This window comes from Pseudomonas sp. NPDC079086 (assembly GCF_044542155.1).
Classification (GTDB): Bacteria; Pseudomonadota; Gammaproteobacteria; order Pseudomonadales; family Pseudomonadaceae; genus Aquipseudomonas.
Window position 1 is genome coordinate 1,984,173 of sequence record NZ_JBITTY010000001.1, and the last position, 22,738, is coordinate 2,006,910.

The 22,738-nt window shown below is 59.5% G+C and carries 17 protein-coding genes; 14 read left to right on the forward strand and 3 right to left on the reverse strand.

The annotated features are described in order from the left end of the window. Positions 1-2 precede the first annotated feature (2 nt). Positions 3-1,202, reverse strand: coding sequence for a CaiB/BaiF CoA transferase family protein (locus ACIGEK_RS09295; protein WP_397493001.1), 1,200 nt, complete (start codon positions 1,200-1,202; stop codon positions 3-5). Positions 1,203-1,539: 337 nt separating this feature from the next. Here ACIGEK_RS09295 and ACIGEK_RS09300 point away from each other — a divergent pair, with 337 nt between their 5' ends. The 11 genes from ACIGEK_RS09300 to recJ all read left to right on the forward strand — a co-directional run bounded on the left by ACIGEK_RS09300 (position 1,540) and on the right by recJ (position 16,590). Then, positions 1,540-2,169 (forward strand): YjfI family protein, encoded by a 630-nt coding sequence (locus ACIGEK_RS09300; protein WP_397493002.1) that lies wholly within the window; start codon positions 1,540-1,542, stop codon positions 2,167-2,169. Between the two features lie 4 nt (positions 2,170-2,173). Continuing rightward, entirely contained in the window at positions 2,174-2,875 is a 702-nt protein-coding gene (locus ACIGEK_RS09305; RefSeq protein WP_397493003.1) for a PspA/IM30 family protein, read from the forward strand. Positions 2,876-2,931: 56 nt separating this feature from the next. Next, on the forward strand, positions 2,932-3,576 hold the full coding sequence (locus tag ACIGEK_RS09310) for a hypothetical protein (protein WP_397493004.1): 645 nt from the start codon (positions 2,932-2,934) through the stop codon (positions 3,574-3,576). A gap of 27 nt (positions 3,577-3,603) precedes the next feature. After that, the gene (locus tag ACIGEK_RS09315; RefSeq protein WP_397493005.1) at positions 3,604-5,649 is read left to right on the forward strand and encodes a hypothetical protein; all 2,046 of its coding nucleotides are present in this window, start codon (positions 3,604-3,606) and stop codon (positions 5,647-5,649) included. Between the two features lie 113 nt (positions 5,650-5,762). Then, entirely contained in the window at positions 5,763-6,002 is a 240-nt protein-coding gene (locus tag ACIGEK_RS09320; protein ID WP_397493006.1) for a hypothetical protein, read from the forward strand. A 92-nt stretch (positions 6,003-6,094) separates the two neighbouring features. Then, positions 6,095-11,350 (forward strand): DNA repair ATPase, encoded by a 5,256-nt coding sequence (locus ACIGEK_RS09325; RefSeq protein ID WP_397493007.1) that lies wholly within the window; start codon positions 6,095-6,097, stop codon positions 11,348-11,350. Then, on the forward strand, positions 11,347-11,907 hold the full coding sequence (locus ACIGEK_RS09330; RefSeq protein ID WP_397493008.1) for a rhomboid family intramembrane serine protease: 561 nt from the start codon (positions 11,347-11,349) through the stop codon (positions 11,905-11,907). Before ACIGEK_RS09325 ends, ACIGEK_RS09330 begins: the two co-directional genes overlap by 4 nt. Then, on the forward strand, positions 11,908-12,597 hold the full coding sequence (locus ACIGEK_RS09335) for a phospholipase D-like domain-containing protein (protein ID WP_397493009.1): 690 nt from the start codon (positions 11,908-11,910) through the stop codon (positions 12,595-12,597). It abuts the gene before it with no gap. A 102-nt stretch (positions 12,598-12,699) separates the two neighbouring features. Beyond that, positions 12,700-14,142, forward strand: coding sequence for a sucrose phosphorylase (gene gtfA, locus ACIGEK_RS09340; protein ID WP_397493010.1), 1,443 nt, complete (start codon positions 12,700-12,702; stop codon positions 14,140-14,142). A gap of 72 nt (positions 14,143-14,214) precedes the next feature. Next, a complete protein-coding gene (locus ACIGEK_RS09345) occupies positions 14,215-14,754 on the forward strand; it encodes a YaeQ family protein (protein WP_397493012.1) in 540 nt (179 codons plus the stop codon). Positions 14,755-14,877: 123 nt separating this feature from the next. After that, positions 14,878-16,590, forward strand: coding sequence for a single-stranded-DNA-specific exonuclease RecJ (gene recJ / locus ACIGEK_RS09350; protein ID WP_397493013.1), 1,713 nt, complete (start codon positions 14,878-14,880; stop codon positions 16,588-16,590). Positions 16,591-16,595: 5 nt separating this feature from the next. Here the strand turns inward: recJ and ACIGEK_RS09355 are convergent, their stop codons facing one another. After that, on the reverse strand, positions 16,596-17,267 hold the full coding sequence (locus ACIGEK_RS09355) for a transglutaminase-like cysteine peptidase (protein WP_397493014.1): 672 nt from the start codon (positions 17,265-17,267) through the stop codon (positions 16,596-16,598). A 278-nt stretch (positions 17,268-17,545) separates the two neighbouring features. On the opposite strand from ACIGEK_RS09355, the gene ACIGEK_RS09360 reads away from it, so the two are divergent. Then, positions 17,546-18,295 carry a tellurite resistance TerB family protein gene (locus tag ACIGEK_RS09360; protein WP_397493015.1) on the forward strand — a complete coding sequence of 250 codons (750 nt, stop codon included), beginning with the start codon at positions 17,546-17,548 and terminating at the stop codon, positions 18,293-18,295. Between the two features lie 128 nt (positions 18,296-18,423). Then, positions 18,424-19,218: a hypothetical protein gene (locus ACIGEK_RS09365; RefSeq protein WP_397493016.1), complete on the forward strand. Its 795-nt coding sequence runs from the start codon at positions 18,424-18,426 to the stop codon at positions 19,216-19,218. Positions 19,219-19,221: 3 nt separating this feature from the next. On the opposite strand, the gene ACIGEK_RS09370 is transcribed toward ACIGEK_RS09365, so the two are convergent. Continuing rightward, positions 19,222-20,859 (reverse strand): diguanylate cyclase domain-containing protein, encoded by a 1,638-nt coding sequence (locus tag ACIGEK_RS09370; protein ID WP_397493017.1) that lies wholly within the window; start codon positions 20,857-20,859, stop codon positions 19,222-19,224. A 242-nt stretch (positions 20,860-21,101) separates the two neighbouring features. Between ACIGEK_RS09370 and ACIGEK_RS09375 the strand changes: the two genes are divergently transcribed. Then, positions 21,102-22,736 carry a methyl-accepting chemotaxis protein gene (locus tag ACIGEK_RS09375; RefSeq protein WP_397493018.1) on the forward strand — a complete coding sequence of 545 codons (1,635 nt, stop codon included), beginning with the start codon at positions 21,102-21,104 and terminating at the stop codon, positions 22,734-22,736. The last annotated feature ends 2 nt before the right edge of the window (positions 22,737-22,738 follow it).

A 22,738-nucleotide genomic window follows, 5' to 3' on the forward strand; every position in this document is an offset into this window, starting at 1 on the left:
GATTAAATGGCGCCTTCGTCACGTAGGCTGGCGATCTGTTCACGGCTATAGCCCAGTCCGCTCAGCACGTGTTCATTGTGCTCACCCAGCTCCGGGCCTACCCAATTTACTTCGCCTGGAGTGTCGCTCAGCTTGGGTACGATGCCTGGCATCTTGAAGGCTTTGCCGTCTGGCAGCTTGGCCGACAGGAGCATTTCTCGGGCAAGAAATTGCGGGTCGTGGAACATGTCCTCAGCGCTGAAAATGCGACTGGCGGGTACCTCGGCTTGGTTCAGTGTCGCCAGTACTTGTTCCAGCGGCAGCGAGCCTACCCAGCGGTCGATCACGCCATAAATCTCATCGCGTCGCGCGTCGCGGCCATCATTGCTGGCCAGCGTCACGTCCTCGGCTAGGTCCTGGCGGCCTATGGCCTGCATAAAACGCTTGAAAATCGCATCGCCGTTGGCACCAATCTGGATGTGTTTGCCGTCGCTGCTGGTGTGAATGGATGACGGCGTGATGCCAGGCATGATGTTGCCGGTGCGTTCGCGGATAAAGCCGAACACATCGAACTCCGGCACCATGGACTCCATCATGGCGAAAATCGCCTCATACAGCGCCACGTCGACCACCTGGCCGCTGCCGCCGTTGACCTCGCGATGCCGCAGCGCCATCAGTGCGCCGATCACGCCCCACAACGCCGCAATCGAGTCGCCAATCGAGATGCCAGTGCGCACGGGTGGGCGATCTTCGAAGCCGGTGATATAGCGCAGGCCGCCCATGGATTCGCCGACGGCACCGAAACCCGGTTGATCCTTCATTGGGCCTGTTTGACCGAAACCAGAGAGGCGCACCATCACCAGTTTGGGGTTCAGTGCGTGCAATACATCCCAGTCCAGGCCGAGTTTTTCCAGCACGCCGGGGCGGAAATTTTCGATCAAAATATCCGCTTCGCTCAGTAGCTTTTTCAGTACCTCGCGCCCGGCATCATTCTTGAGGTTGAGGGTGATCGACTGCTTGTTGCGCGCTTGCACAAACCACCACAGCGAAGTGCCCTCGTACAGCTTGCGCCATTTACGCAGGGGGTCACCGCCATTCGGTGACTCGACCTTGATCACCTCGGCGCCAAACTCGGCACAGATGCGCGAGGCAAACGGGCCAGCAATCAGAGTGCCGAGCTCGATCACTTTCAGGCCGGCGAGGGGTTTGATAGCTGGGTTCATAAGGTTTTCCGTTGTGCGGTGGGCTGGCTAAGGCTATTCGATTGTGGGGTGCTGCGTCATTTTTCAATGGTCGCTATCGGGCGCTGCGGCTGCGACGGGGTTGGCAGATTTAGCTGTTTAGTTGGCGGGCTATATGGCGTTAAATTGCCGCCACGAATGGATGCTCGGTATCGCTAACCCTGGATGGTTTTCCTCCTGCGACTTTTCCCTGTTCAATTTTTGCTGCGCTGCTTATGAGCGGCTCGCTTTTGCACGCCTGAAAATCGATAAAACATGCGTTTTAAAATATTACATGTGATGTATTGATTCATTACATGTGTGGGTCTAGTCTGCGTCCATGGAAAACAAATCATCAGCCCACTACCAGCGTCTTTTTCGTCAGCGCCTGCGCGAGCAGGGGTTGGTCAAGAAAGAAGTCTGGATACTGCCAGAGCATGCCCCACTGCTTATGGCGTTTGAGCGGAAACTTCGTCAGCCGCACTCAGTAAAGCTGGCATCAATGGAAAAGGAGGAGGGTATGAGCATGCCGCAGGTTTGGACTGCACAGGCTTTATACGATGCGCTGTCGGCCGCTGAGTTATTCAAGGGCGGGCAAGCGAGCATCGAGCTGATTCAAAGTTCGGATGCCAGCTTGCACGTAACCATGCACGACTATGGCGATCTGCCGTTGTTTATTGCCGTATTTGGTGAGCAGATCGTGGTCGAGAGTTTGCTTTGGCCGGCCGTCGACGTGCGTGACAGTGCAGCTTTCAATGAAGAGGTGCTGCGCACCCACAAGCTGTTTCCGCTGTCATCTATCGGCCTCGAGACTCTGCCGGATGGTCAGCCTTGCTACACCATGTTTGGTGCGCTGAGCTCGGCTTCGACCTTGACCGACGTGGTCTTCGAGATCGAATTACTGGCCGACAACGTGATCAAGGCCACCGAAGCCTACGAAGGCTTCCTCAAGGCTGATGCTAAGGAGTGATGCTATGAACGTCTGGAGCAAGTTGCTGACGGCGCTGCGTGGCGGCGCCAATGAAGTGGGTGAGGCCGTGGTTGACGGTCAGGCGCTGCGTATTCTCGACCAGGAAATCCGCGATGCCGACCTAGAGCTGCGCAAGTCCAAGGAAGCCTTGGCCGAAATCATGGCCAAGCAAAAACTGGCCAGTGATCGCCTGGACAAGAGCACTGCGAAGATTGCCGAGTATGAGCAGTACGCGCTCAAGGCCCTGGATGCAGGAAATGAAAGCCTGGCCAAGGACGTGGCCGAGAAGATCGCCAACCTCGAGGCCGAACAGGCCAGCGACCGTGAGCAGGCCGATGGTTTTGCTGCCAGCGTGGCGCAGTTGCGCAAAGCGGTAACCCAGGCGGAAGGGCATATCAAACGCCTCAAGCAGCAGGTCGATACGGTCAAGGCTACGGAAAGCGTGCAGAAAGCGCAGATGGCGGTGGCGCAACGCTATGGCGGTTCACAGGCCAAATTGCATACCGCGGTCGAGTCGCTGGAGCGGATCAAGCTCAAGCAGGCCGAGCGGGCGGCGAAGATGGAAGCGACGGCGGAGCTGGCCGCAACCAGCGCTCCGGATGATGCTCTGGAGGTCAAGCTGCGTGCTGCCGGCATTGTGCCGGACAACGCCAGTGCCGATAGCGTGCTGGCACGCCTGAAGAGTAAGGCTAAGCCCGACGCCTGAGCGGCTAATGCGGGAGCTGTGGCTCCCGCTTCTTCGACTACCAGGATGTAAAGCAGATGGAACTATTTATACAGACCGCGCTGTCGTTTCCCGTGGTGCTGCTCAGTTTTGCGCTTTGCGTGGCGATTCTGTATTGGCTGGTCGCCGCCATGGGGATTGTCGATGTCGATCTGTTGGATATTGAAGTCGACTCGTCGCTGGAAAACCACGCGCTGCAGCCCGAAGGCCTGGCCGGCCTGTTACTCAAGCTGGGTCTGAACGGCGTGCCGGTGACGTTGATTCTCACCTTGCTGTTCTTTTTTGCCTGGTTCCTCTGCTATTTCGTCGAGCTATTTGTGTTGCGCTTTCTGCCTTTGGGTATTTTGCGTTACCCCCTGGGGCTTCTGGTGATCGCCGCCGCGTTGATCGCCGTGGTGCCAGTGGTGAGCCTGTTGGTGCGGCCATTGCGTCCGCTGTTTCTCAAGTTGGAAGCCACCACTAGTAAATCCGTTCTCGGGCAGGTGGCCATCGTGCGCAGTGGGCGGGTAACTGCCGCTCAGGGTGAGGCGACGCTTGAGGATGGCGGCGCCGGGCTGATTTTGCGTGTACGTGCCGATGAGGTGCAGGGATTCAAACGTGGCGACCGTGTGGTGTTGCTGGAGTACCTGGAGGCCGAACACGCCTATCGGGTGATTACCGAAGACGAGTTCAAGGGCATCTAGCCCGTTTATCAAAGGAGATTGATTGTAATGAGCCTCGAGCTGCTAATGCCTTTTCTGACCGGTGTCGGTCTGTTCTTCCTGATTGTTTTTGGCTTTTTTGTTCTATTCAAAGCCTTCTATATCAAGGTTCCGCAAGGCACGGCGTTGATCGTCAACGACATGTCTTCGACGCCCAAGGTGCATTTCACTGGCGCATTGGTGTATCCGGTGATCAACCTCAAGGAGTTCATGAAGATCTCCCTGATCACCCTGGAAGTTGATCGTCGCGCCAAGGACGGGCTGATCTGCCGCGACAATATGCGCGCCGACATCACAGTGGCCTTCTACCTGCGCGTCAATGAAACGCAGCAGGACGTACTCAAAGTTGCCAAGGCTATTGGGGTTGACCGTGCGTCTGATCGCGCCGCCGTTAACGAGCTGTTCAATGCCAAGTTCTCCGAAGCCCTGAAAACCGTTGGTAAGCAGTTCGACTTCGTCCAACTGTTCGAGAACCGTCAGGATTTCCGCGACCGCATCGTTGAAGTGATCGGTAATGACCTCAACGGTTATGTGCTGGAAGACGTGGCCATCGATTACCTGGAGCAAACCTCCAAGGCGTCGCTTGATCCGAGCAATATTCTCGACGCTGAGGGTATTCGCAAGATCACCGAGCTGACCGCCGCACAGAACGTCATCACCAACGAACTTGAGCGTAACGAAGAGCTGGCGATCAAGAAAAAGAACGTTGAAACCCGCGAAGCCACACTGTCCCTGGAGCGCCAGGAAGCTGACGCAGTGGCGCGGCAGAAGCGCGAGATCGAAACCATTCGTGCCCGTGAAGAAGCTGAAACGCTCAAGGTGCAGGAAGAAGAGCGCTTGAAGTCCGAGCAGGCGCGTATCAACACCCAGCAGGAGCTGGATATCCGCGCCGAGAACCATCAGCGCGAAGTCGAAGTGGCGCAGCAGAACCGTCAGCGTGCGGTGGTTATCGAGGTGGAAAAAGTCACCCGCGCCAAGGACCTGGAAATCGTCTCTCGCGAGCGTGAAGTCGAGCTGCAACGCATCGAGAAAGAGAAAGCTCTGGAAGTCGAGCGCAAGAACATCGCCGGAGTTATTCGTGAGCGCGTGGCGGTCGAGAAAACCGTGGCTCAGGAAGAAGAGCGCATCAAGGAAGTGCGTGAAGTGTCCGAGGCTGATCGGGCCAAGCAGGTCATGGTGCTCAATGCCCAGGCCGAGGCCGAGCAAGAGCTAGTGCGTCAGGTTAAGCAAGCCGAAGCCGACGAGACCCGTTCCCAGCACAAGGCCGTGGAAATCAACAACCTCGCCCAAGCCGAGCTGGAAGCGGCGGCCAAGCAGGCCGAAGCCAAGAAGAAAATGGCCGAAGGTATTGAGGCCGAGCGCGCAGCGCCTGGTTTGGCTGATGCACGGGTACGTGAAGTCACCGCCGCCGCCAAGGAGAAGGAAGGCCTGGCTGAAGCCCGTGTGCATGCCGAGCAACTGATCGCCGAAGCCAAGGGCGAACAGGAGAAGGGCCTGGCCGAAGCGCGTGTCACCGAAGCCAAGGCGGCTGCGAAAGAGAAAGATGGTCTGGCTGATGCCAAGGTGCTTGAGGAGAACCTCGGTGCGCAGGCCCGTGGTGAAGAGCAGCTTGGTGCTGCCAAGGCCAAAGCCACCCAGGACCTGGGTATGGCCGAAGCCCATGTGCTGCTTGAACGCTTGAATGCTGAAGCCGAAGGCCTGGGCAAGAAGTTCGGTGCTCTCGATGCGCTCAGCGACAACGCGCGTCAGCACGAAGAGTTCCGCATGCAGCTGGAGGCGAACTTCGACGAGGCCATGGCCGCCATCGCCGCCAACAAGGAAATCGCCAAGGACCAGGCCGAAGTGCTCTCGGCGGCGCTGTCCAAGGCGAAGATCGAGATCGTCGGCGGCGAAGGCGACTTCTTCAATTCCTTCGCCAAGTCCTTGTCGGTGGGTAAAGCCATCGAAGGCGTGGTCGGCAAGAGCCCGGTTGTGCAGGACGTGTTGGCCCGCCTGCTCAACGGCAGCGTCGGCGAAAGAAAAACGCCAGCGGCAGTGGATAGCAGCGAGAGCTAAGTGCTTGCCGGTAACGGCTGCAACCTAGCGTCTTACCAATATGTGGATGGTTTCTTGGGGTTAGTGAAAGCTAACCCCAGGAGTGGCCCGTTTATTTCTAATTAGGAAGCCTTATGTCAGAACCACGGGATTATCTGGAAATGTCGTTTCGCTCGATCCAGTGCTTTGCCAATGACGGTCGCCTGGATGTGCATGAACTGGGTTCGCTGCTGGCTGTTGCCGAGCGCGACGGGGTGATTGATGACAATGAAATTCGTGTGCTGAAAAAGATCATCGCGCAGATTAAGCCCGAAGAGTTAGATCAGCCGATGCGCGACAAACTTGCCGAAATCGCCCAAAAGATTGGTGCCTAACAGAGGGTAGATTCGCCGTTGGGGTCGGCTGAAACCGCCCCTTCGCTCCATCCCACCTTGCTAGCAGACAGCGCAGATTCAGGAAGACCACGATGTCGGATGCTCCAGCCGTAGCCCAACCACAGGATGTATTGGACAAGGCCGTCGCCGAAGGCGGTGCCTACGAGGTGCTGCACAAGCGCCTGCAGGAGCAGGGCTTGCGCCTGCGCCAGACCACTGAGGCGCTGAACGCTCAGCGTTTGCAGGAGTTCGGCAGCAGCCAGATGGAAGTGGTTGGGCGGGTGCGCATTCGCACCGAGAACAACTGCACGGCCCGCGATATCGTTCAGGTCGGCGAGAACCTGCTGTTTGGCTACAACGTGTTCCTCGGCCTGAAAAAGGAAACCCGCGTCGAGGACGTGTTCTCCCTGTATCGCCTGGGCGAGCAGGAAGAGGGCTATGAGGCCGAGAGCGTGGCGCTGGCCGACAGTTTTCTCGGTCAGAGCAGCTTTGTTAACGACTTCAACGAGCTTTACACCTATTACAAGAACACCCGCCTGCTGCAGCTTTTGGTGCGTGACGGCAAGCTGCTGGCCAGCTTCCAGATTGGCGAGCGAATCAGCGATATCCGCGTGTTCCGCTGGTCAATTTCCCTCGACGGCAAAGAGGTTCGCTATATCGATAACCGCGGCGAGCGCGATATAGCGCTGCCGGCGCCGTTCGATTTTGAATGGCAAAAGACATCCCGCGAGATGGTGGTCAACGGCCGTCATCCGCATATGAATATTCTCGACACCATCTTCGTCGAGACCATCGGCGGCGACCTCACAGTCAAGGTCGAGAACAACACCGAAGACGGCCTGGGCATCTACCGCGAAGCGGTGCTCGACAAGACCCAGTCGCTGGACGATGCGCAGATCGAGTACGCCAAGCTCGGCAGCCTGATCCTGCTGAAAGTGCTGCCGTACCGCGAAGAGCAGTGGCGCTACCTGGTTTTCAACAGCCTGACGCGCAAGGTCGAGCGTATCGACGCCATCGGCCTGGCCTGCGTTCAGCTGCCGGAAGACCACGGCATCATCTTCCCCGGTGGCTACTACCTGCAGAACGGCGAGTCCAAGGCCTTTGAGCAGCCCATGGCCGGTATGCGCTTCAAACGCGCGGTGCGCTCGCCCAATGGCGAGGACGTGCAGTACATCTTCTACCACCCGGAAGAAGGCCGTTCGGCGCTGTTCACCTACAACATGATCAACCGCCAGTTGCACAATCCGATCTTCGGCCACGGCTACGCGCGCCTGGAAGACGGGCGCATGGTGATTTTCGCCGCGGAAGGCACCGAGCCGACCCGTATCCACCCGATGCAGATCTGGCAGACGCCGTTCTGCAGCGATGATTTCGCCGCTCGCCAACCGGTTCGCAGCGGCTTCTTCGGGCGCATCGGCAATGCTGAGCTGGTGCGCGGCGTCTCCGACCTGCTGGGCCTTAGCCGCGAGATCGAGACGCCGGAAGTTTCGGTGCAGCGCTACACCCAGCTGTGCCAGAACACCCGCCGCTTGTTCGACGTCTATCACTGGTTGGGGGATGCCCAGTGTCAGGGCATGGCGCCGCTGCTGCGCGAGATCGCCGCCACCGGCGAACTGGTGCTCGACGAATTCGAGAAAGTCGAGAGCATTCGTCAGCAATCGGCCCGCGCGATGGCTGAGGCCGAAACCCGGCAGCAGGCGCTGCTCTCCGGTCTGCTGATCGATAGCTGGGACGAGGTGCGGCACTTCGTCGATGCGCTCAACGGCATCAATGCCCAGCGTGGCCAGCTACTGACTATTCGCGATTACCGCTATATCGATGTGGCGCGTATCGACGCCATGGAAACCGAACTGCTGACGGCCCAGGAGCAGGTCGCGGCCGCGACCTCGGCGTTCCTCGCCAGTAAGGCGGCGCTGGAGCCTTATGTGCAGCAGCTGGCTCAGCTCGACGCCCAGGCGCAGAAGGCCGAAAGCGTCAGCCAACTTAATGAGCCGTTGGTGGCGCTGCAGGCTATGGCCGGCAATCTGGATATGCTCTCCAGCCTGATGGCTTCGCTGCCGATTGACGATGCCACCCAGCGTACCGAGATCGTCGAGTCGATTTCCGAAGTCTATGCCCGCCTCAATCAGGCCAAGGCCCGGGCTGAACAGCGGCGCAAGGGCCTGGGGTCGGCGGAGACCGTGGCGCAGTTCGGCGCCCAGTTCAAACTGTTCAGCCAGGGCATCACCAACGCCCTGGCCATGGCCCAGGACCCGGAGCGCTGCGACGAACAGCTGTCGCGCTTGCTGGTACAGCTGGAAGAGCTGGAAAGCCAGTTCGGCGATCAGGAACAGTTCCTCGGCGATATCCTGGCCAAACGCGAAGAGCTGCTGGAAACCTTCGAAGCGCACAAGCAGGCGCTGCTCGACGAGCGTCAACGCAAGGCCCAGGGTCTGCTCGATGCCGCGCGGCGGATTCTGGAAAGCCTCGGTCGGCGCACCGCGCGCCTGACCCAGCCGGATGAGTTGAACGCCTTCTTCGCTTCTGATCCGTTGATTCTCAAGCTGCGTGAACTGGCTGAGCGTCTGCGCGAGCTGAAGGACAGCGTCAAGGCCGAGGATGTCGAGTCGCGCCTCAAGGCCGCCCGCGATCAGGCGGTGCGCAGCCTGCGTGACAAGAGTGAGCTGTTCGAAGAGGGCGGCAACGTCATCAAGCTCGGTCCGCGCCACCGCTTCAGTGTCAACACCCAGGAGCTGGACCTGACCCTGATGCCGAGGGGGGATCAGCTTTACCTGCATCTCACCGGTACCGAATTCCTCGAGCCGCTGCAGAACGCCGAGCTGGAAGCGCTGCGCGACTATTGGCAGGTATCTCTGGAGTCCGAATCCGCCAGCCTTTACCGCGCCGAATACCTGGCAGGCGAAGTGCTGGCGGCGGCTGATGCCGGGCGTGATGGCCTTAGCCTGGATCTACTTAAGCAGCAGCTGGCCCAGCCGGAGGCACTGGTCAAAAGCATTCGTGACTTCGCCGCGCCGCGCTACAAGGAAGGCTACGAGAAGGGCATCCACGATCACGATGCGTCGTTGATCCTCACCCAGCTGTTGCCGCTGCGCGACAGCGCCGGGTTGCTCAGTTACGGCGCCTTGCCGCGAGGTTTCGCCAGCTTTTTCTGGGGCCAGGTGCAGCGCCGCGACGATGCGAAGCAATGGCCGCAGCGTGCGCGTAGCGCCCGGCATATTCAGCAGCTGTTCGGCCGGCGCGACAGCCTGTTGCAGCTGCAGACGGAAATCGCCGAGGCAATGGCCGGCTACATCGCCGAGCAGGGTATGCAGCTAAGTCCTGCGGCGTTGGCCGAGGCTGCGGAATACCTGGCGCAGGAGCTGGCGGCCGAGCGCATTGAGTTTGTCTTCAGCAAATACGCTCGTGAGCTGCTCGCCGGCTTGCAGGCGCGCTTGCAGGCCGCGCATATGTGGGATGTGTATCAGCAGACCCTGACGCAACTGCAGGGGCGACCGGCGGCGCAATGGGCGCTAGTGGAAAACTGGCTGCGTGGTCTTTGCGCGGCAGAGGAGTTCGCCGCGCTCAGTGCCTATGTGCCCGAGGCCGTGGCCCTGGCTTTGCTCACTGAGGATCTGCCCAAGCGCATCACCGAGGTGGACCTGCGCTTTACCGCCAAGGAGTTGATGGGCGAACACCCACGTATCAGCGAACGGCAACTGGTGCTGGCGGTGGACGACTTCTTCGCACGCCTGCGCGTGCATCGCGAGCAGTTCCTGCCCGGTTTGCAGCGCTACCAGGCATTGCGCCAGGAAGTGGTGGTGCGCGAGCGCGAGGCGCTGCGCCTTAACGAGTTCAAGCCCAAGCCGCTCAGCTCCTTTGTGCGCAACAAGCTGATCAACGATGTCTACCTTGGCGTGATCGGCGACAACCTGGCCAAGCAGATGGGCACCGCCGGGGAGAACCGTCGTTCGGACCTCTCCGGCCTGCTGATGCTGATTTCGCCGCCGGGTTACGGCAAAACCACGTTGATGGAGTATGTCGCCCACCGCTTGGGTTTGATCTTTATGAAGATCAACGGCCCGGCCCTGGGCCATGAAGTGCGCTCGCTGGACCCGGCCCAGGCACCGGACGCCACTTCACGTCAGGAGCTGGAAAAGCTCAACCTGGCGCTGGAGATGGGCAACAACGTGATGCTCTATCTTGACGATATCCAGCACACCCATCCGGAGTTTTTGCAGAAGTTCATCTCGCTGTGTGATGGCACTCGGCGCATTGAAGGCGTGTGGAAGGGTCGCACCCGCACCTACGACATGCGTGGGCGCAAGTTCTGCGTAATCATGTCGGGCAACCCTTACACCGAGTCCGGCGACGTATTCAAAATCCCGGATATGCTGGCCAACCGCGCCGACATCTATAACCTCGGCGACACCCTGGGTGGCATGCAGGAAGCCTTCGCGCTGTCCTACATCGAAAACGGCCTGACCTCCAATCCGGTGCTGGCGCCGCTGGCCACCCGAGATATGGCCGATGTCTACCGCTTTGTCGCCAAGGCCGAGGGCAAGCCATTCTCCAGCAACGAGCTGAGCCACAGCTACAGCGGTGCCGAGGTCAATGAGATCGTCACCACCCTGCAGCGTTTGATGCAGGTGCGTGACGTGGTTGGCCGGGTCAATCAGCAGTACATCGCCAGCGCCGCCCAGGCCGATCAGTACCGCACTGAGCCGCCGTTCAAGCTGCAGGGTAGCTACCGCAATATGAACAAGATGGCGGAGAAGATCAGCTCGGTGATGAACGATACCGAGGTACTGCAACTGATCGCAGATCACTATCAGGGCGAGTCACAACTGCTCACCACCGGCGCCGAGGAGAACCTGCTCAAACTGGCCGAGTTGCGCGGCAATATGACCGACGTACAAGCCGAGCGCTGGGCGCAGATCAAGCGCGACTTTATGCGCAACAAGGCCATGGGTGGCAGCGATACGGATGTTGGTGGCCGTGTGGTAGCGCAGCTTAATGACCTGGTTGAAGGTGTGCGCGGCTTGGCCACGTTGGCGCCGGGCGAGCAAGCCGCCGCGCCAACGATTCCTTGGGCTGAACTGTTGGCTGGACTGGATAGCCTGGGCAAGCTGCGCCCGCAAGTGGAGGTGATCACGCCGCCACAACCGGCCGTACAGAAGGTATTAGAAAGCCTGGCGGACAGCCTGCAAAACAGCTTTTTGCCGTTGATCCACGCCATGGACAAGAAGATCGATATCGACCTGCGCACCCACAATCGCATGCTGGAAATCTCTACTCAGCTGCGTGATTTAGGTGAGCAACTGGGCCATGAACAGCGTCTGGGTGGCGACAGCGAAAGCGAAACGCCATGAAAGCGGGGTTGTTGCCACGCGTACAGCTGTTGCTGGGCATCGCCGCACTGATGCTGGTGCTGCAGCTGGGCAACAGCCTGAGTGGTTACAGCCTGAATCTCTGGGGCGTCATACCGCGGCGGCTTGAGTCCTTGCCAGGTGTGCTGTTTGCGCCCTGGCTGCATGGCAGCTGGATGCACCTGCTGAGTAATCTCAGTGGCCTGCTGGTATTGGGGCTGCTGGCCTTGCTTGAGTCGCGTCGCGACTTCATTCAGGGCAGCCTGTTTATCATCCTCGGCAGTGGGCTGTTGGTCTGGCTGTTCGGTCGCGAGGGTATCCATGTCGGCGCCAGCGGCTGGTTGTTCGGGTTGTGGGCGTTGCTACTGGCACGGGCCTGGTTTCGCCGCAGCTGGCTAGACCTGCTGCTGGCGGTGCTGGTGTTCTTTCTGCATGGCGGTTGGGTCTTCGGTCTGCTGCCGCAGCAGGGCGTGTCATTCGAATATCATCTGGCCGGCGCGTTGTGCGGTGGGCTCTACGCGGCCTGGCGCTACACGCCTCGTTCACGACAAGGAGGTTAAGTGGATTTCAATCGTCTCGATCAGCAGTTGCGTGACAGCCTGGCCGACCTGCGCCTGAGTAATGAGGAGCGCGATGAGTTGCGCCAACTGGGGAGTGACCTGGGGCCGGATCAGGTGCGCTACCTGCGCAATCGTGCCTTCGCCCTGGTGCGTGAGTTAGTCGTTGATCCGGCTAACACGCTGGCGGCGCTGAAGTGGCTTGAGCAGGTGATCAAAACACTCGACAGCTGTGCGGCACCAAACCGGGTAGAGGTCGCCAGTGCGCACTTCAGCCCTGGCGAGAGCTGCCGGCGCAAGATTCGTGACCTGTGTCGCCAGGCCCGGCAGTCGGTGGATATTTGCGTATACACCATCTCCGATGATGAGTTGAGTAGTGAGATTCTTGCCTGCCATCAACGCGGCATCGCGGTACGGGTGATTACCGATAACGAAAAACAGTTTGATCTTGGCAGCGATATTGAGCGCCTGCGTAGCCTGGGCGTGCCACTGCGCATCGATTCTGGGCCGTACCACATGCATCACAAGTTCGCTCTGTTCGATGGCCGTTTTCTGCTTAATGGCAGCTTCAATTGGACCCGGAGCGCGACCACGGGCAACGAGGAAAACCTGCTGGTAATCGACCATTCCGCATTGTTTGCCGATTATCGGCGGATGTTCGATGAACTATGGCTGCGTTATGCGAATAACTGATGTGTGAGCCTTGCGGGCTGGCCATGCCTGGCATCTCTCGTTAAGGTCAACCCGGTCCTGCTCTCAGCAGGCGGCGGTTGTTCTGGCAAATGAGGGGCGAGCATGGCATTGCGCAACGCGATTCAGTTGATCACCTATCCAGATCGCTTGGGTGGCAATCTTGGCAGCCTCTACACGCTGCTCGACCGACACCTGGCTGATGCCGTCGCTGGCGTGCATTTGCTGCCGATGTATCCGTCCAATGCGGACGGTGGTTTTTCACCGTTAACTCATATGGAAGTCGACCCACGCTACGGCGACTGGGAGGATGTCGAGCGTATCTCGGCGCGTTTTGATCTGTGTGTTGACTTGGTGATCAGCCACATTGCTGATGAGTCGCCAGAGTTTCTCGATTTTGTTGCCCATGGCCAGGACTCGGCATACGCCGACTTGTTTGTGCAGGTTGATAAGCTGGGCGAGATCAGCCTGGAAGACCTGGCCAAGATCCATATTCGTAAAGAGAAAGAACCGTTTCGCGATGTGCGCCTGGCCAATGGCGAGACGTGCCGAGTGTGGTGCACCTTCACTGAGCGGCAAATCGACCTCAACTACGCGTCGCCACTGACCTATCAGTTGATGGAGCGGTACATGGCCTTTCTCGCCGCGCGTGGGGTCAAACTGTTTCGGCTGGATGCGTTCGGTTACACCACCAAGAAGATTGGCAGCAGCTGTTTTTTGGTCGAGCCGGATGTCTATCGCATCCTCGACTGGTTCCGTGAAACCGGCGAGAAGTACGGCGCTGAGATGCTGCCTGAGGTTCACGACCACATCAGCTACCAGTACGCCATCTCACGCCGGCATATGCGCCCGTATGCGTTCGCCTTGCCACCGCTGGTGCTGCATGCCTTTCTCAGCGGGCAAAGCCGCTACCTGAAACAGTGGCTGCGCATGTGCCCGCGCAATCAGATCACCGTGCTGGATACCCATGACGGCATCTGTATTCCAGATGTGGAAAGCATGCTGCCGGAGGCGGAAATTCGCTTTCTGGTCGATGAGGTTTCGACCCGCAGTGCCGACCCGATCATGCGTCGTTCAGCGGTCAGCGTGCACAGCGTCGGCGCGATTTATCAGCTGACCTGCACCTTCTATGAAGCTCTGCTGCGCAATGACGATGCCTACATTGCGGCGCGTGCCATTCAGTTCTTCACCCCCGGTATTCCGCAGGTTTACTACGTTGGTCTGTTGGCCGGCTGTAATGATTTTGAGCTGTGTAGCGCAACCGGCGAGGCGCGTGACGTCAATCGACACTATTACAGCTTGGAAGAAGCCGAAGAGGCGCTGCAGCAGCCGCTGGTACAGCGCTTGTTACCGCTGATGCGCCTGCGCAATAGCCATCCGGCCTTTGATGGGCGCTTTGAGTTGGATCAGTCCGGTGAAAGCAGCGTGGCCATGGCCTGGCGCCATGGTGAGCATTACTGCCGCTTGTATGTCGACCTGAGCACGTGCCAGGCAATTATTGATTACCGTGATCCTGAGGACGGCAGCGAGCGACAAATGCGCTGTTGAGTTGGCGTGCCTACGGGCGAGGCGCATTTCGGGTTAGACTTGCGCTCTTTTCGCCCAGTAAGAAGCCCCACCATGGCCCTGCCGTCTACCACCTACAAAATCGAGCTGAACCTCACCGACATGGATCGCAGCGTTTATGAAAACCTGCGTTTCACTGTGGCAAAGCATCCTTCGGAAACCGAAGAGCGCCTGGCCGCGCGCCTGGTGGGGTATGCCTTGTTCTATCACGAGCATTTGGCGTTCGGTCGCGGCCTGTCGGATGTTGATGAGCCGGCGCTGTGGGAAAAGAGCCTGGATGATCGCGTGCTGCACTGGATCGAAGTCGGCCAGCCAGACAGCGACCGCATCACCTGGTGCTCGCGGCGTACCGAGAAATTCAGCCTGGTGGCCTACGGCAACCTGCGAGTTTGGCAGACCAAGGCGCTCGATCCCGTGCGCAGCCTGAAAAACATCAACGTCGTCGCCCTCGACCAGGAAGCCTTGGCCAAGCTGGCGCTGGATATGCCGCGTTCGCTGAACTGGAGCGTGATGATCAGCGACGGAGAGCTATTCGTCACCGATGAGCGCGGCCAGCATGAGCTGCCGATTGAGTGGTTGGCGGGCGAGCGCTAAATCTTGCCTTTGTAGGTTGGGTATTGCTGCGCGCAACCTGCGCGGCCCGGTCCATCCTAAGGCTCTAGGCGTGCCACTTAAACGCCTGTGTATGCCCTGCATTTTGTTTGTACCGGAACCCTGATGCGTATCGAAGCCCGCCCGTTACCTGCCGTATTGCCTGATCTTGGCGCTCTGCCGCCGTTGCTGACCCGCTTGTATGCCGCCCGTGGCGTGCAATCGGCTGCCGAGCTGGATAAGGGCCTGGCGCGGCTGATCCCCTATCAGCAGCTCAAGGGCATGTCAGAAGCCGTGGAACTGCTGGTGCAGGGTCTGCAGCAAGGCCAGCGCATGCTGATCGTCGGCGACTTCGATGCCGATGGCGCCACCGCCAGTACGGTGGGGGTGCTTGGTTTGCGCATGCTCGGCGCGGCGCATGTCGATTATCTGGTGCCCAATCGCTTTGAATACGGCTACGGCCTGACCCCGGAAATCGTTGCGGTGGCGCTTGAGCGCCAGCCGCAGTTGCTGATTACCGTGGACAACGGTATTTCCAGCGTTGAGGGCGTAGCGGCGGCCAAGGCAGCTGGCTTGACCGTGCTGGTAACCGATCACCACTTACCCGGTGCCGAGTTGCCGGCAGCGGATGCCATCGTCAATCCCAACCAGCCGGGCTGTGAGTTCCCCAGCAAGGCGTTGGCTGGGGTTGGGGTGATGTTCTATGTGTTGCTGGCGCTGCGCGCACGCTTGCGTGAGATGGGTTGGTTTACTGCGCAGCGGCCTGAGCCGAACCTTGGTGAGTTACTGGATCTGGTTTCCCTCGGCAGCGTCGCAGACGTGGTGCCGCTGGATGCCAATAACCGCATTCTGGTGCATCAGGGTTTGGCGCGGATTCGTGCCGGTCGTGCGCGGCCGGGCTTGCGCGCCATTCTTGAAGTGGCCGGGCGCGATCATCGGCGCATTACCTCCACCGATCTTGGCTTTATCCTCGGGCCACGGCTGAATGCGGCGGGGCGGCTGGATGACATGTCGCTGGGCATCGAGTGCCTGCTCTGCGAAGACGAAGCCCTGGCCCGCGATATGGCTGTGCAGCTGGATCAGCTTAATCAGGACCGTAAGGCGATTGAGCAGGGCATGCAGCGCGAGGCCTTGGCCCAGCTCAAGGACCTGCCGCTGGAAGATATGCCGTTCGGCCTGTGCCTGTTCGAGGCCGATTGGCACCAAGGTGTAATCGGTATCCTCGCCTCGCGGATGAAAGAGCGTTATCACCGTCCTACCATCGCCTTTGCCGATGCTGGCGACGGTGTACTGAAAGGCTCGGCGCGTTCGGTGCCGGGGTTCCATATCCGTGATGCGCTGGATGCGGTGGCCGCTAAGCATCCGCAGCTGATCAGCAAGTTTGGTGGGCATGCCATGGCGGCAGGGCTGTCACTGCCTGAAGCCAATTTCGCTGCTTTTGCCGCGGCCTTTGATGCGGAGGTGCGTCGCCAGCTCTGTGAAGACGATCTGACCGGTCGCCTGTTGTCTGACGGCGCGCTGTCCATCGAAGAGTTTCACCTACCGTTGGCCAAAGAGCTGCGCAATGCTGGGCCTTGGGGCCAGCATTTCCCTGAGCCGCTGTTTCATGGTGTGTTTCAGTTGGTGCAGCAGCGCGTTGTCGGCGAGCGGCACCTCAAGGTGGTGCTGAAAAGTGAATGCGGCAGTGTGCAGCTCGACGGTATTGCCTTTGGTGTAGACCGCGAAATCTGGCCGAATCCGACCGTGCGTTGGGTCGAGCTGGCCTACAAGCTGGATGTAAATGAGTTCCGTGGGCAGGAGTCGGTGCAACTGCTGATCGCCCATATCAGCCCACGCTGATTGGGCTAGCTCTGCGGTGAGCGTGCGGCCGAACCATCGGCCAGCGCGCGCTCACTCAGCTCATTCCAACGCGCAAGAAACTCCGGTGGCTGGCTGGCGCGCTGCGGCGACTTGGCCAGAAACACACCGTGGTTATTGAAGGAATACACCGGCAGCAGATCGCCACGTTCACTGGCCGGGCGAATGCGTGGGTCAAGGTTGTCGAGAATCAGCGGTTGCTCGCTGGCGCTGGGGTAATAGGCCAGCACCATATGTGCCTGGTTCTGTTTGAGCGCTTTAACGAAAGTCAGGCGCAGCTTCTCGCTGGGTACGCCCATGCGCACCAGGCTGAAGTATTTGGCAATGGCGAAATCTTCGCAGTCACCTTTGCCTAGGCTCAGTGTCTGCGCGGGCGTCGCCCAATAGTCATCGGCGCCCCAGGCTTGCTGGTCACTGACAAAGCTCACTGAGCGATTGATAAAGTGATTGACCCGCTCCAACTGGGCGCGTTCGTCGTCGCCGGCGGAGTTATCGAGCAGGTTGAGCCAGCTGGCCAGGCGCGTATCGCTGAGCGCCGCCGCCAGGGCACTGTGCTGAGTATTCGATGCATCGGCTACCAGCACTGGGCTGAATAGCCAGCAACTGGCAAGCAGGCTGCGCAATAAACGGTGGGCGGGGCGATTGGCGCGTGGCGACATGGCGCGAAGTCTCCGGCGTCGGCTCTTGATAGCCTTTTGCCGTTGCGGGTTTTATGTACGTCATCCTATCGGCGTCAAATATAGATCGACTATCGGCAGAATGTGATGGTGACCACTATTTGACATATTTACTGTCGGTTAACCGACGAATAGCCGCTTTTCCTGGGGGTTACACCCGCTGGCAATCTTTCGAAGCACTCTGGCGTTAGGTGGCGACAAACCTCCGTCTCTAGAATCAGCCTGTGTGCTTGCACAACCATTTTTAGGGAGAGCGCTTGATGATTACCCGTGGCTTGCTTGATCAGTTGTTGAAATCCGGTCAGGACCTGATGCAGCAGAAATCTGCTGGCAGCTCCGCAGGTGGATCGGCCGGTGGCTTGGGTGGCGCGCTGGGCGGTTTGCTTGGCGGCGCCGGTAAAGGCGGCCAGGGCGGTGATCTGGGTACTCTGCTCAAAGGGGCGGGTGGTGGTGCGTTGGCGGCAGGTGCGCTGGGCTTGCTGCTGGGCAACAAGAGTGCGCGCAAGATGGGCGGCAAAGCGCTGACCTATGGTGGTCTGGCCGCGTTGGGCGTCGTCGCCTACAAGGCTTACAACAACTGGCAGGCGCAGCAGGCCAATGCGCCGCAGGTCGAGCCGCAAACCCTGGACCGCTTGCCGGCGCCGCAGGCTGAATTGCACAGCCAGGCGATTCTCAAGGCGCTAGTGGGGGCGGCCAAAGCCGATGGTCATGTCGATGCACGTGAGCGGCAATTGATCGAGGGTGAGTTGGTCAAGCTCACCAGTGACGCCGAATTGCAGCATTGGCTGCAGGCCGAGCTGAACAAGCCGCTGGACCCCGCCGAAATCGCCCGCGCGGCCAGTACGCCGGAAATGGCAGCAGAAATGTATGTGGCCAGCGTGCTGATGGTCGATGAAGAGCACTTTATGGACCGTGCTTATCTGGAAGAGCTGGCCCGTCAACTCAAGTTGGATCCGGCGCTCAAGGCCGAGCTTGAGGCTCAGGTGCGTCAGGAACTGGTGGCCGGCTAATAGCGCGTAGCGGCCATTTGCCAAGGGTTGTGGCCGCTAACCGGCGGCCTCCCTTTGCCAAGGGTTGTGGCCGCTAACCGGCGGCCTCCCTATAATTGGCGTTTTTCCTCGCTATGGATGGACGTCCGATGCGCCGTACCTACACGAATTGTCTGCTGAGTCTGGCGCTGGTTCTTTTCAGCGCAATCGTGCATTCCGCGCCTGATGTGGCGTTGAGCCAGGTACAGCTGGCGCAGGTGCAGGTGTTTCGCGCCAGTACCGATCTGTTTATCCATCGTGGTGAAGGCGGGCATACCGAGCTGGCAACCAAGGTGCAGAACGATCTGAGCAAGCTGCGTGAAAGCCTGGCGACCTTGCAGGCGCAGCCTATGACTGATTCGGCGCGCTTGGCGATGGAACAACTGCAGCCGCCACTGGCAGCTTTTATCGCGATGGTCGAGCAGACCCTGGCGTATAACCCCAGCGAGCCTGACCTGCCCTGGGAGTTCAACTTCCAGTACAGCAAGGCCCAGCGTGAGTTGGTGGCGGCCCTGGAAGCACTCGAGCAGCAGCTGCTCAAAGGCTTGGCGCAGCCATTGCCAGCGGCGGATCTACGTTTGCAAAGCCTGCCGGCCAAGGTGCAATACCTGGCGGCGCGCTATACCGCGCGGGCCTATGTTGGCGACATTGAGACCCTGCCTGAGCAACAGCAGGATTACCTGAATCAGGATATTGATGTACTGGCCAAGCAGGTGGACGCCGAGCTTGCCAGTCTGGCCACTGAACTGACCGGCGAGCAGCAGCAACGTTTGCAGCGGGCGCAGACGCGCTGGAAGTTTATTTACCCGCGCCTGGTTGGCTACAGCGACAACCTGGTGCCGCTGGTCGTCGAGCGGCATGCGGCCGAAATGGCTGACCAGTTGCTGCGTTTGCGCGCTAAATAAGTTTCAGTGTTTGTGGGCTGCGTGGAACACCGCGCAGTTCTTGCCGGCATGTTTCGCCCGGTACAGAGCCTGGTCGGCCAGTTCCAGTGCTTCGGCAAGGTTGCTGCTGTCCAGCGGCCAGAGTGCACCGCCGATACTGCAGCCAACCTTAACCTGATTGCTGCCCAAGTCTACCGGCGCACTCAGTGCCGCGAGGGTGCGCTCAGCCACCAGTTGCGCCTGTAGCAAGGCTTCGCCATTGGGCACCTGCAGTACCATCAGAAACTCATCGCCGCCTAGCCGCGCGACTAGATCACCTTCGCGCAGGCAACCGCGCAAGCGCACTGCCACCTCGCGCAGCAGCTGATCGCCCGCAGCATGGCCGAACTGGTCATTGATCGGCTTGAAACCGTCCAAGTCCAGATAGAACAACGCCAGGCAGTTGCTGTTGGCCTGGCTGCGTTGCTGCGCACGTGGCAGGTAGCTTTCCAGGGCGACGCGGTTGGGTAGGCCGGTGAGGGCGTCGTGGTGAGCGAGGTTTTCCATAGCGCCGAGGGCGTTTTGCTGGTGGGTCAGGCTTTCCACTAGGTGGCGAATCGAGTTGCTGAGGATCTCGATTTCGCGGGTGCTTTTCAGTTCAGGGATAACGCTGATTTCACCAGCGCTGAGGCGGTCCGCTGCCTCGGCAATCTGCCGCAGTGGGCGGGTGAAATAGCCGGTCACCAGCCAGCCGAGCAGGGCGAACAGCAGCGCCAGGCCACTGCCCCAGAGCAGGATGTAGCGCGTGGTTTCACGCGCCGGGGCATAGGCTTCATCCAGTGGTTGGCGGGCAATCACCGTCCAGCCCAGGCCCTCGTAGTCCATATGGCCCTGGCTCAGTGCCAGGCCAGTGAGGTATTGCTTGCCGTCCGGCCACTCCTGCACAGCCCACAGATCGTTGCGTTGCGCCACTTCATTGAGAACGGGCAGGTGCAGGCGCTGGCCGATCATTTCCTTGGGGGCGAGCAGCACGGTACGGTCTTGGCCGATCACGAAGAACTCGACATTGCGACGCTTCTGGATCGGTTCAAGGATGGACAGGCGTACTTCGTCGGCCCATGACCAGGATAGGTGCGAGGCCAGCACGCCCACTAGGCTACCGTCCCGGGCAAACACCGGCAGGCTGATATCGACGAATTTCATCGCCTCACCGGTTGGGTTGGGCAGCAGCTTGGCCAGCAGCACGGCCTCATGTACGTCGCCGATAAACACGGTTTTCTGCGCTTCCATGAACACCGGGCGCTGGGCGATGCTGGCACCTTCCAGCACACCATCGCTTGAGGCCAGCACCGTGCCCTGGGCGTCGGTAAAGCCGATCCAGGCGATGCTGGGGAACTCGGTCTGCAGGCGGTCGAGTAATACGCGAACCTCGACGATATCGTCCGGCTGGCGCAGTGCGCGCAGTTTGCCAATCACCTGGAGCATGGCAGCGCGGCTCTGCATGTCGCGGTCCAGGCGGTCGACCATCATAAAGGAGACTTCTGCGAGATCGCGGCCGACCTCTTCGCGGATGCGCTGGCTGGCATCATGGCCAATCAGGCTGCCAAGCAGCCAACTTAGGCCTGCGACCAGCACTGCAATCAGCAGGGCAAAACGGCTACGTAGGCTGTGCGGTCTACCCATACTGACGCAACTCCGCAGGCGGGTTTAGGTGTATCAAGCTAATTGAGGGCTGGTGTAAATAAGGTTTGAGCGTTCAGCGGGCAGTCTAGCTCAGCTGTGCTGGGCTTGGTCAGAGTAGGGATGGCTCTGTGGCCTATGGTATTTCAGAGCTTGCTGCTGGCTGACGCAAACTCTAGAGTCCAAATAACTGCGCGCAATCGCTGTCTGGTTGGCTGAATGCGTTTAATCGAGTGGGGAATACTGTGAAGAACTGGACTGTCCGGCAACGCATCATCGCGAGCTTTTTCGTTGTGGTGATTATTCTTTTGCTGCTTTCCGCAACCGCCTATTACCGTTTGGCAACGGTCGAACAGGCGGCGGTTAATGTGCGCACGTCGGCGGCTCCTGGTATGCAATTGGCCGGGCAGTTGCGCTTGGCCTGGGCGGATCACCTGATGGAAAGTCAGCGTTTATTGATGGTTGGTCAGGATGATGACGCTAGGCGCAACTTGAGTCCGGAGGAAAGTAAGGTTTTTGCCGAGTTGATTCAGCGGCTAGACACAACGTGGGCGGCTTACCAAGAGACCAACAACTCGGAACGCAGTCGGTTGGAGTCGCAAGAGTTCTTAAGCAAGCGTGATCAGTACCTGGCGCTACATGCCCAATTGCTTGCACTGCTTGCGGATGGTCGCGATATTGATGCCCGCCGCTTGGTGCGCGAAGAGTTGCTACCGACTTGGCTAGAGGCGCGCAAAGTACTGACTCAGTTGTTCGAGTTAAATCAGCACACGGCTAATCAAGCTGTGGAGCAGATTGTCACAGATGCCGGGTTGACCAAGTTGAGCCTGGTGCTGGCCATTTTGATTGTTCTGGTGGTGGCGGCACTGAGCGCGGTGATTTTGCAGCGCACCATCAGTCAACCCATTGCTGTGATAGTGGAAACCTTCAAAGTACTTGGTTCAGGCGACCTTTCTGCGCGTCTTGCTATGGGGCGGCGCGATGAGTTCAACGCCATCGAAGAAGGCTTCAATAGTATGGCTGATGAGCTGAAGAGTCTGGTGGCTCAGGCGCAGCGCTCGGCCGTGCAGATGACCACCTCGATCACCGAAATCGCGGCAACCTCCCGGCAGCAGCAGGCTACTGCTACCGAAACGGCCGCCACTACTACGGAGATCGGCGCTACCTCGCGTGAAATTGCAGCGACATCGCGCGATCTGGTACGCACCATGAGCGAGGTGTCTGGCACTGCCGAACAAACCTCGGTGTTGGCCGGTTCTGGTCAGTTGGGCTTGGCCCGCATGGAGGATGTGATGCGCCATGTGGTGGGTGCTGCCGACGTGGTGAATGCCAAGCTGGCGATCCTCAATGAGAAAGCGGGCAATATCAATCATGTGGTGACCACCATCGTCAAAGTGGCGGATCAGACCAACTTGCTGTCCCTGAATGCGGCCATTGAAGCCGAGAAGGCTGGCGAGTATGGCCGTGGTTTTTCCGTGGTTGCTACTCAGGTGCGGCGCCTGGCCGATCAGACGGCTGTGGCCACCTATGACATCGAACAGATGGTGCGCGAAATCCAGTCGGCGGTGTCGGCTGGGGTCATGGGCATGGACAAGTTTTCTGAAGAGGTGCGCCGCGGTAATAGCGAAATGACCCAGGTGGGTGATCAGCTGTCGCAGATCATTCATCAGGTGCAGGCTCTGGCACCGCGGGTGCAGATGATGGACGAGGGTATGCAAGCCCAGGCGACCGGTGCCGAACAGATCAATCAGGCGCTGGTGCAATTGAGCGAAGCTAGCGGCCAGACGGTTGACTCGCTGCGCCAAGCCGGTGCCGCCATTGACGAATTGAACCAGGTGGCTGGTAGCCTGCGCAGCGGCGTCAGCCGATTCAAGGTCTGAGT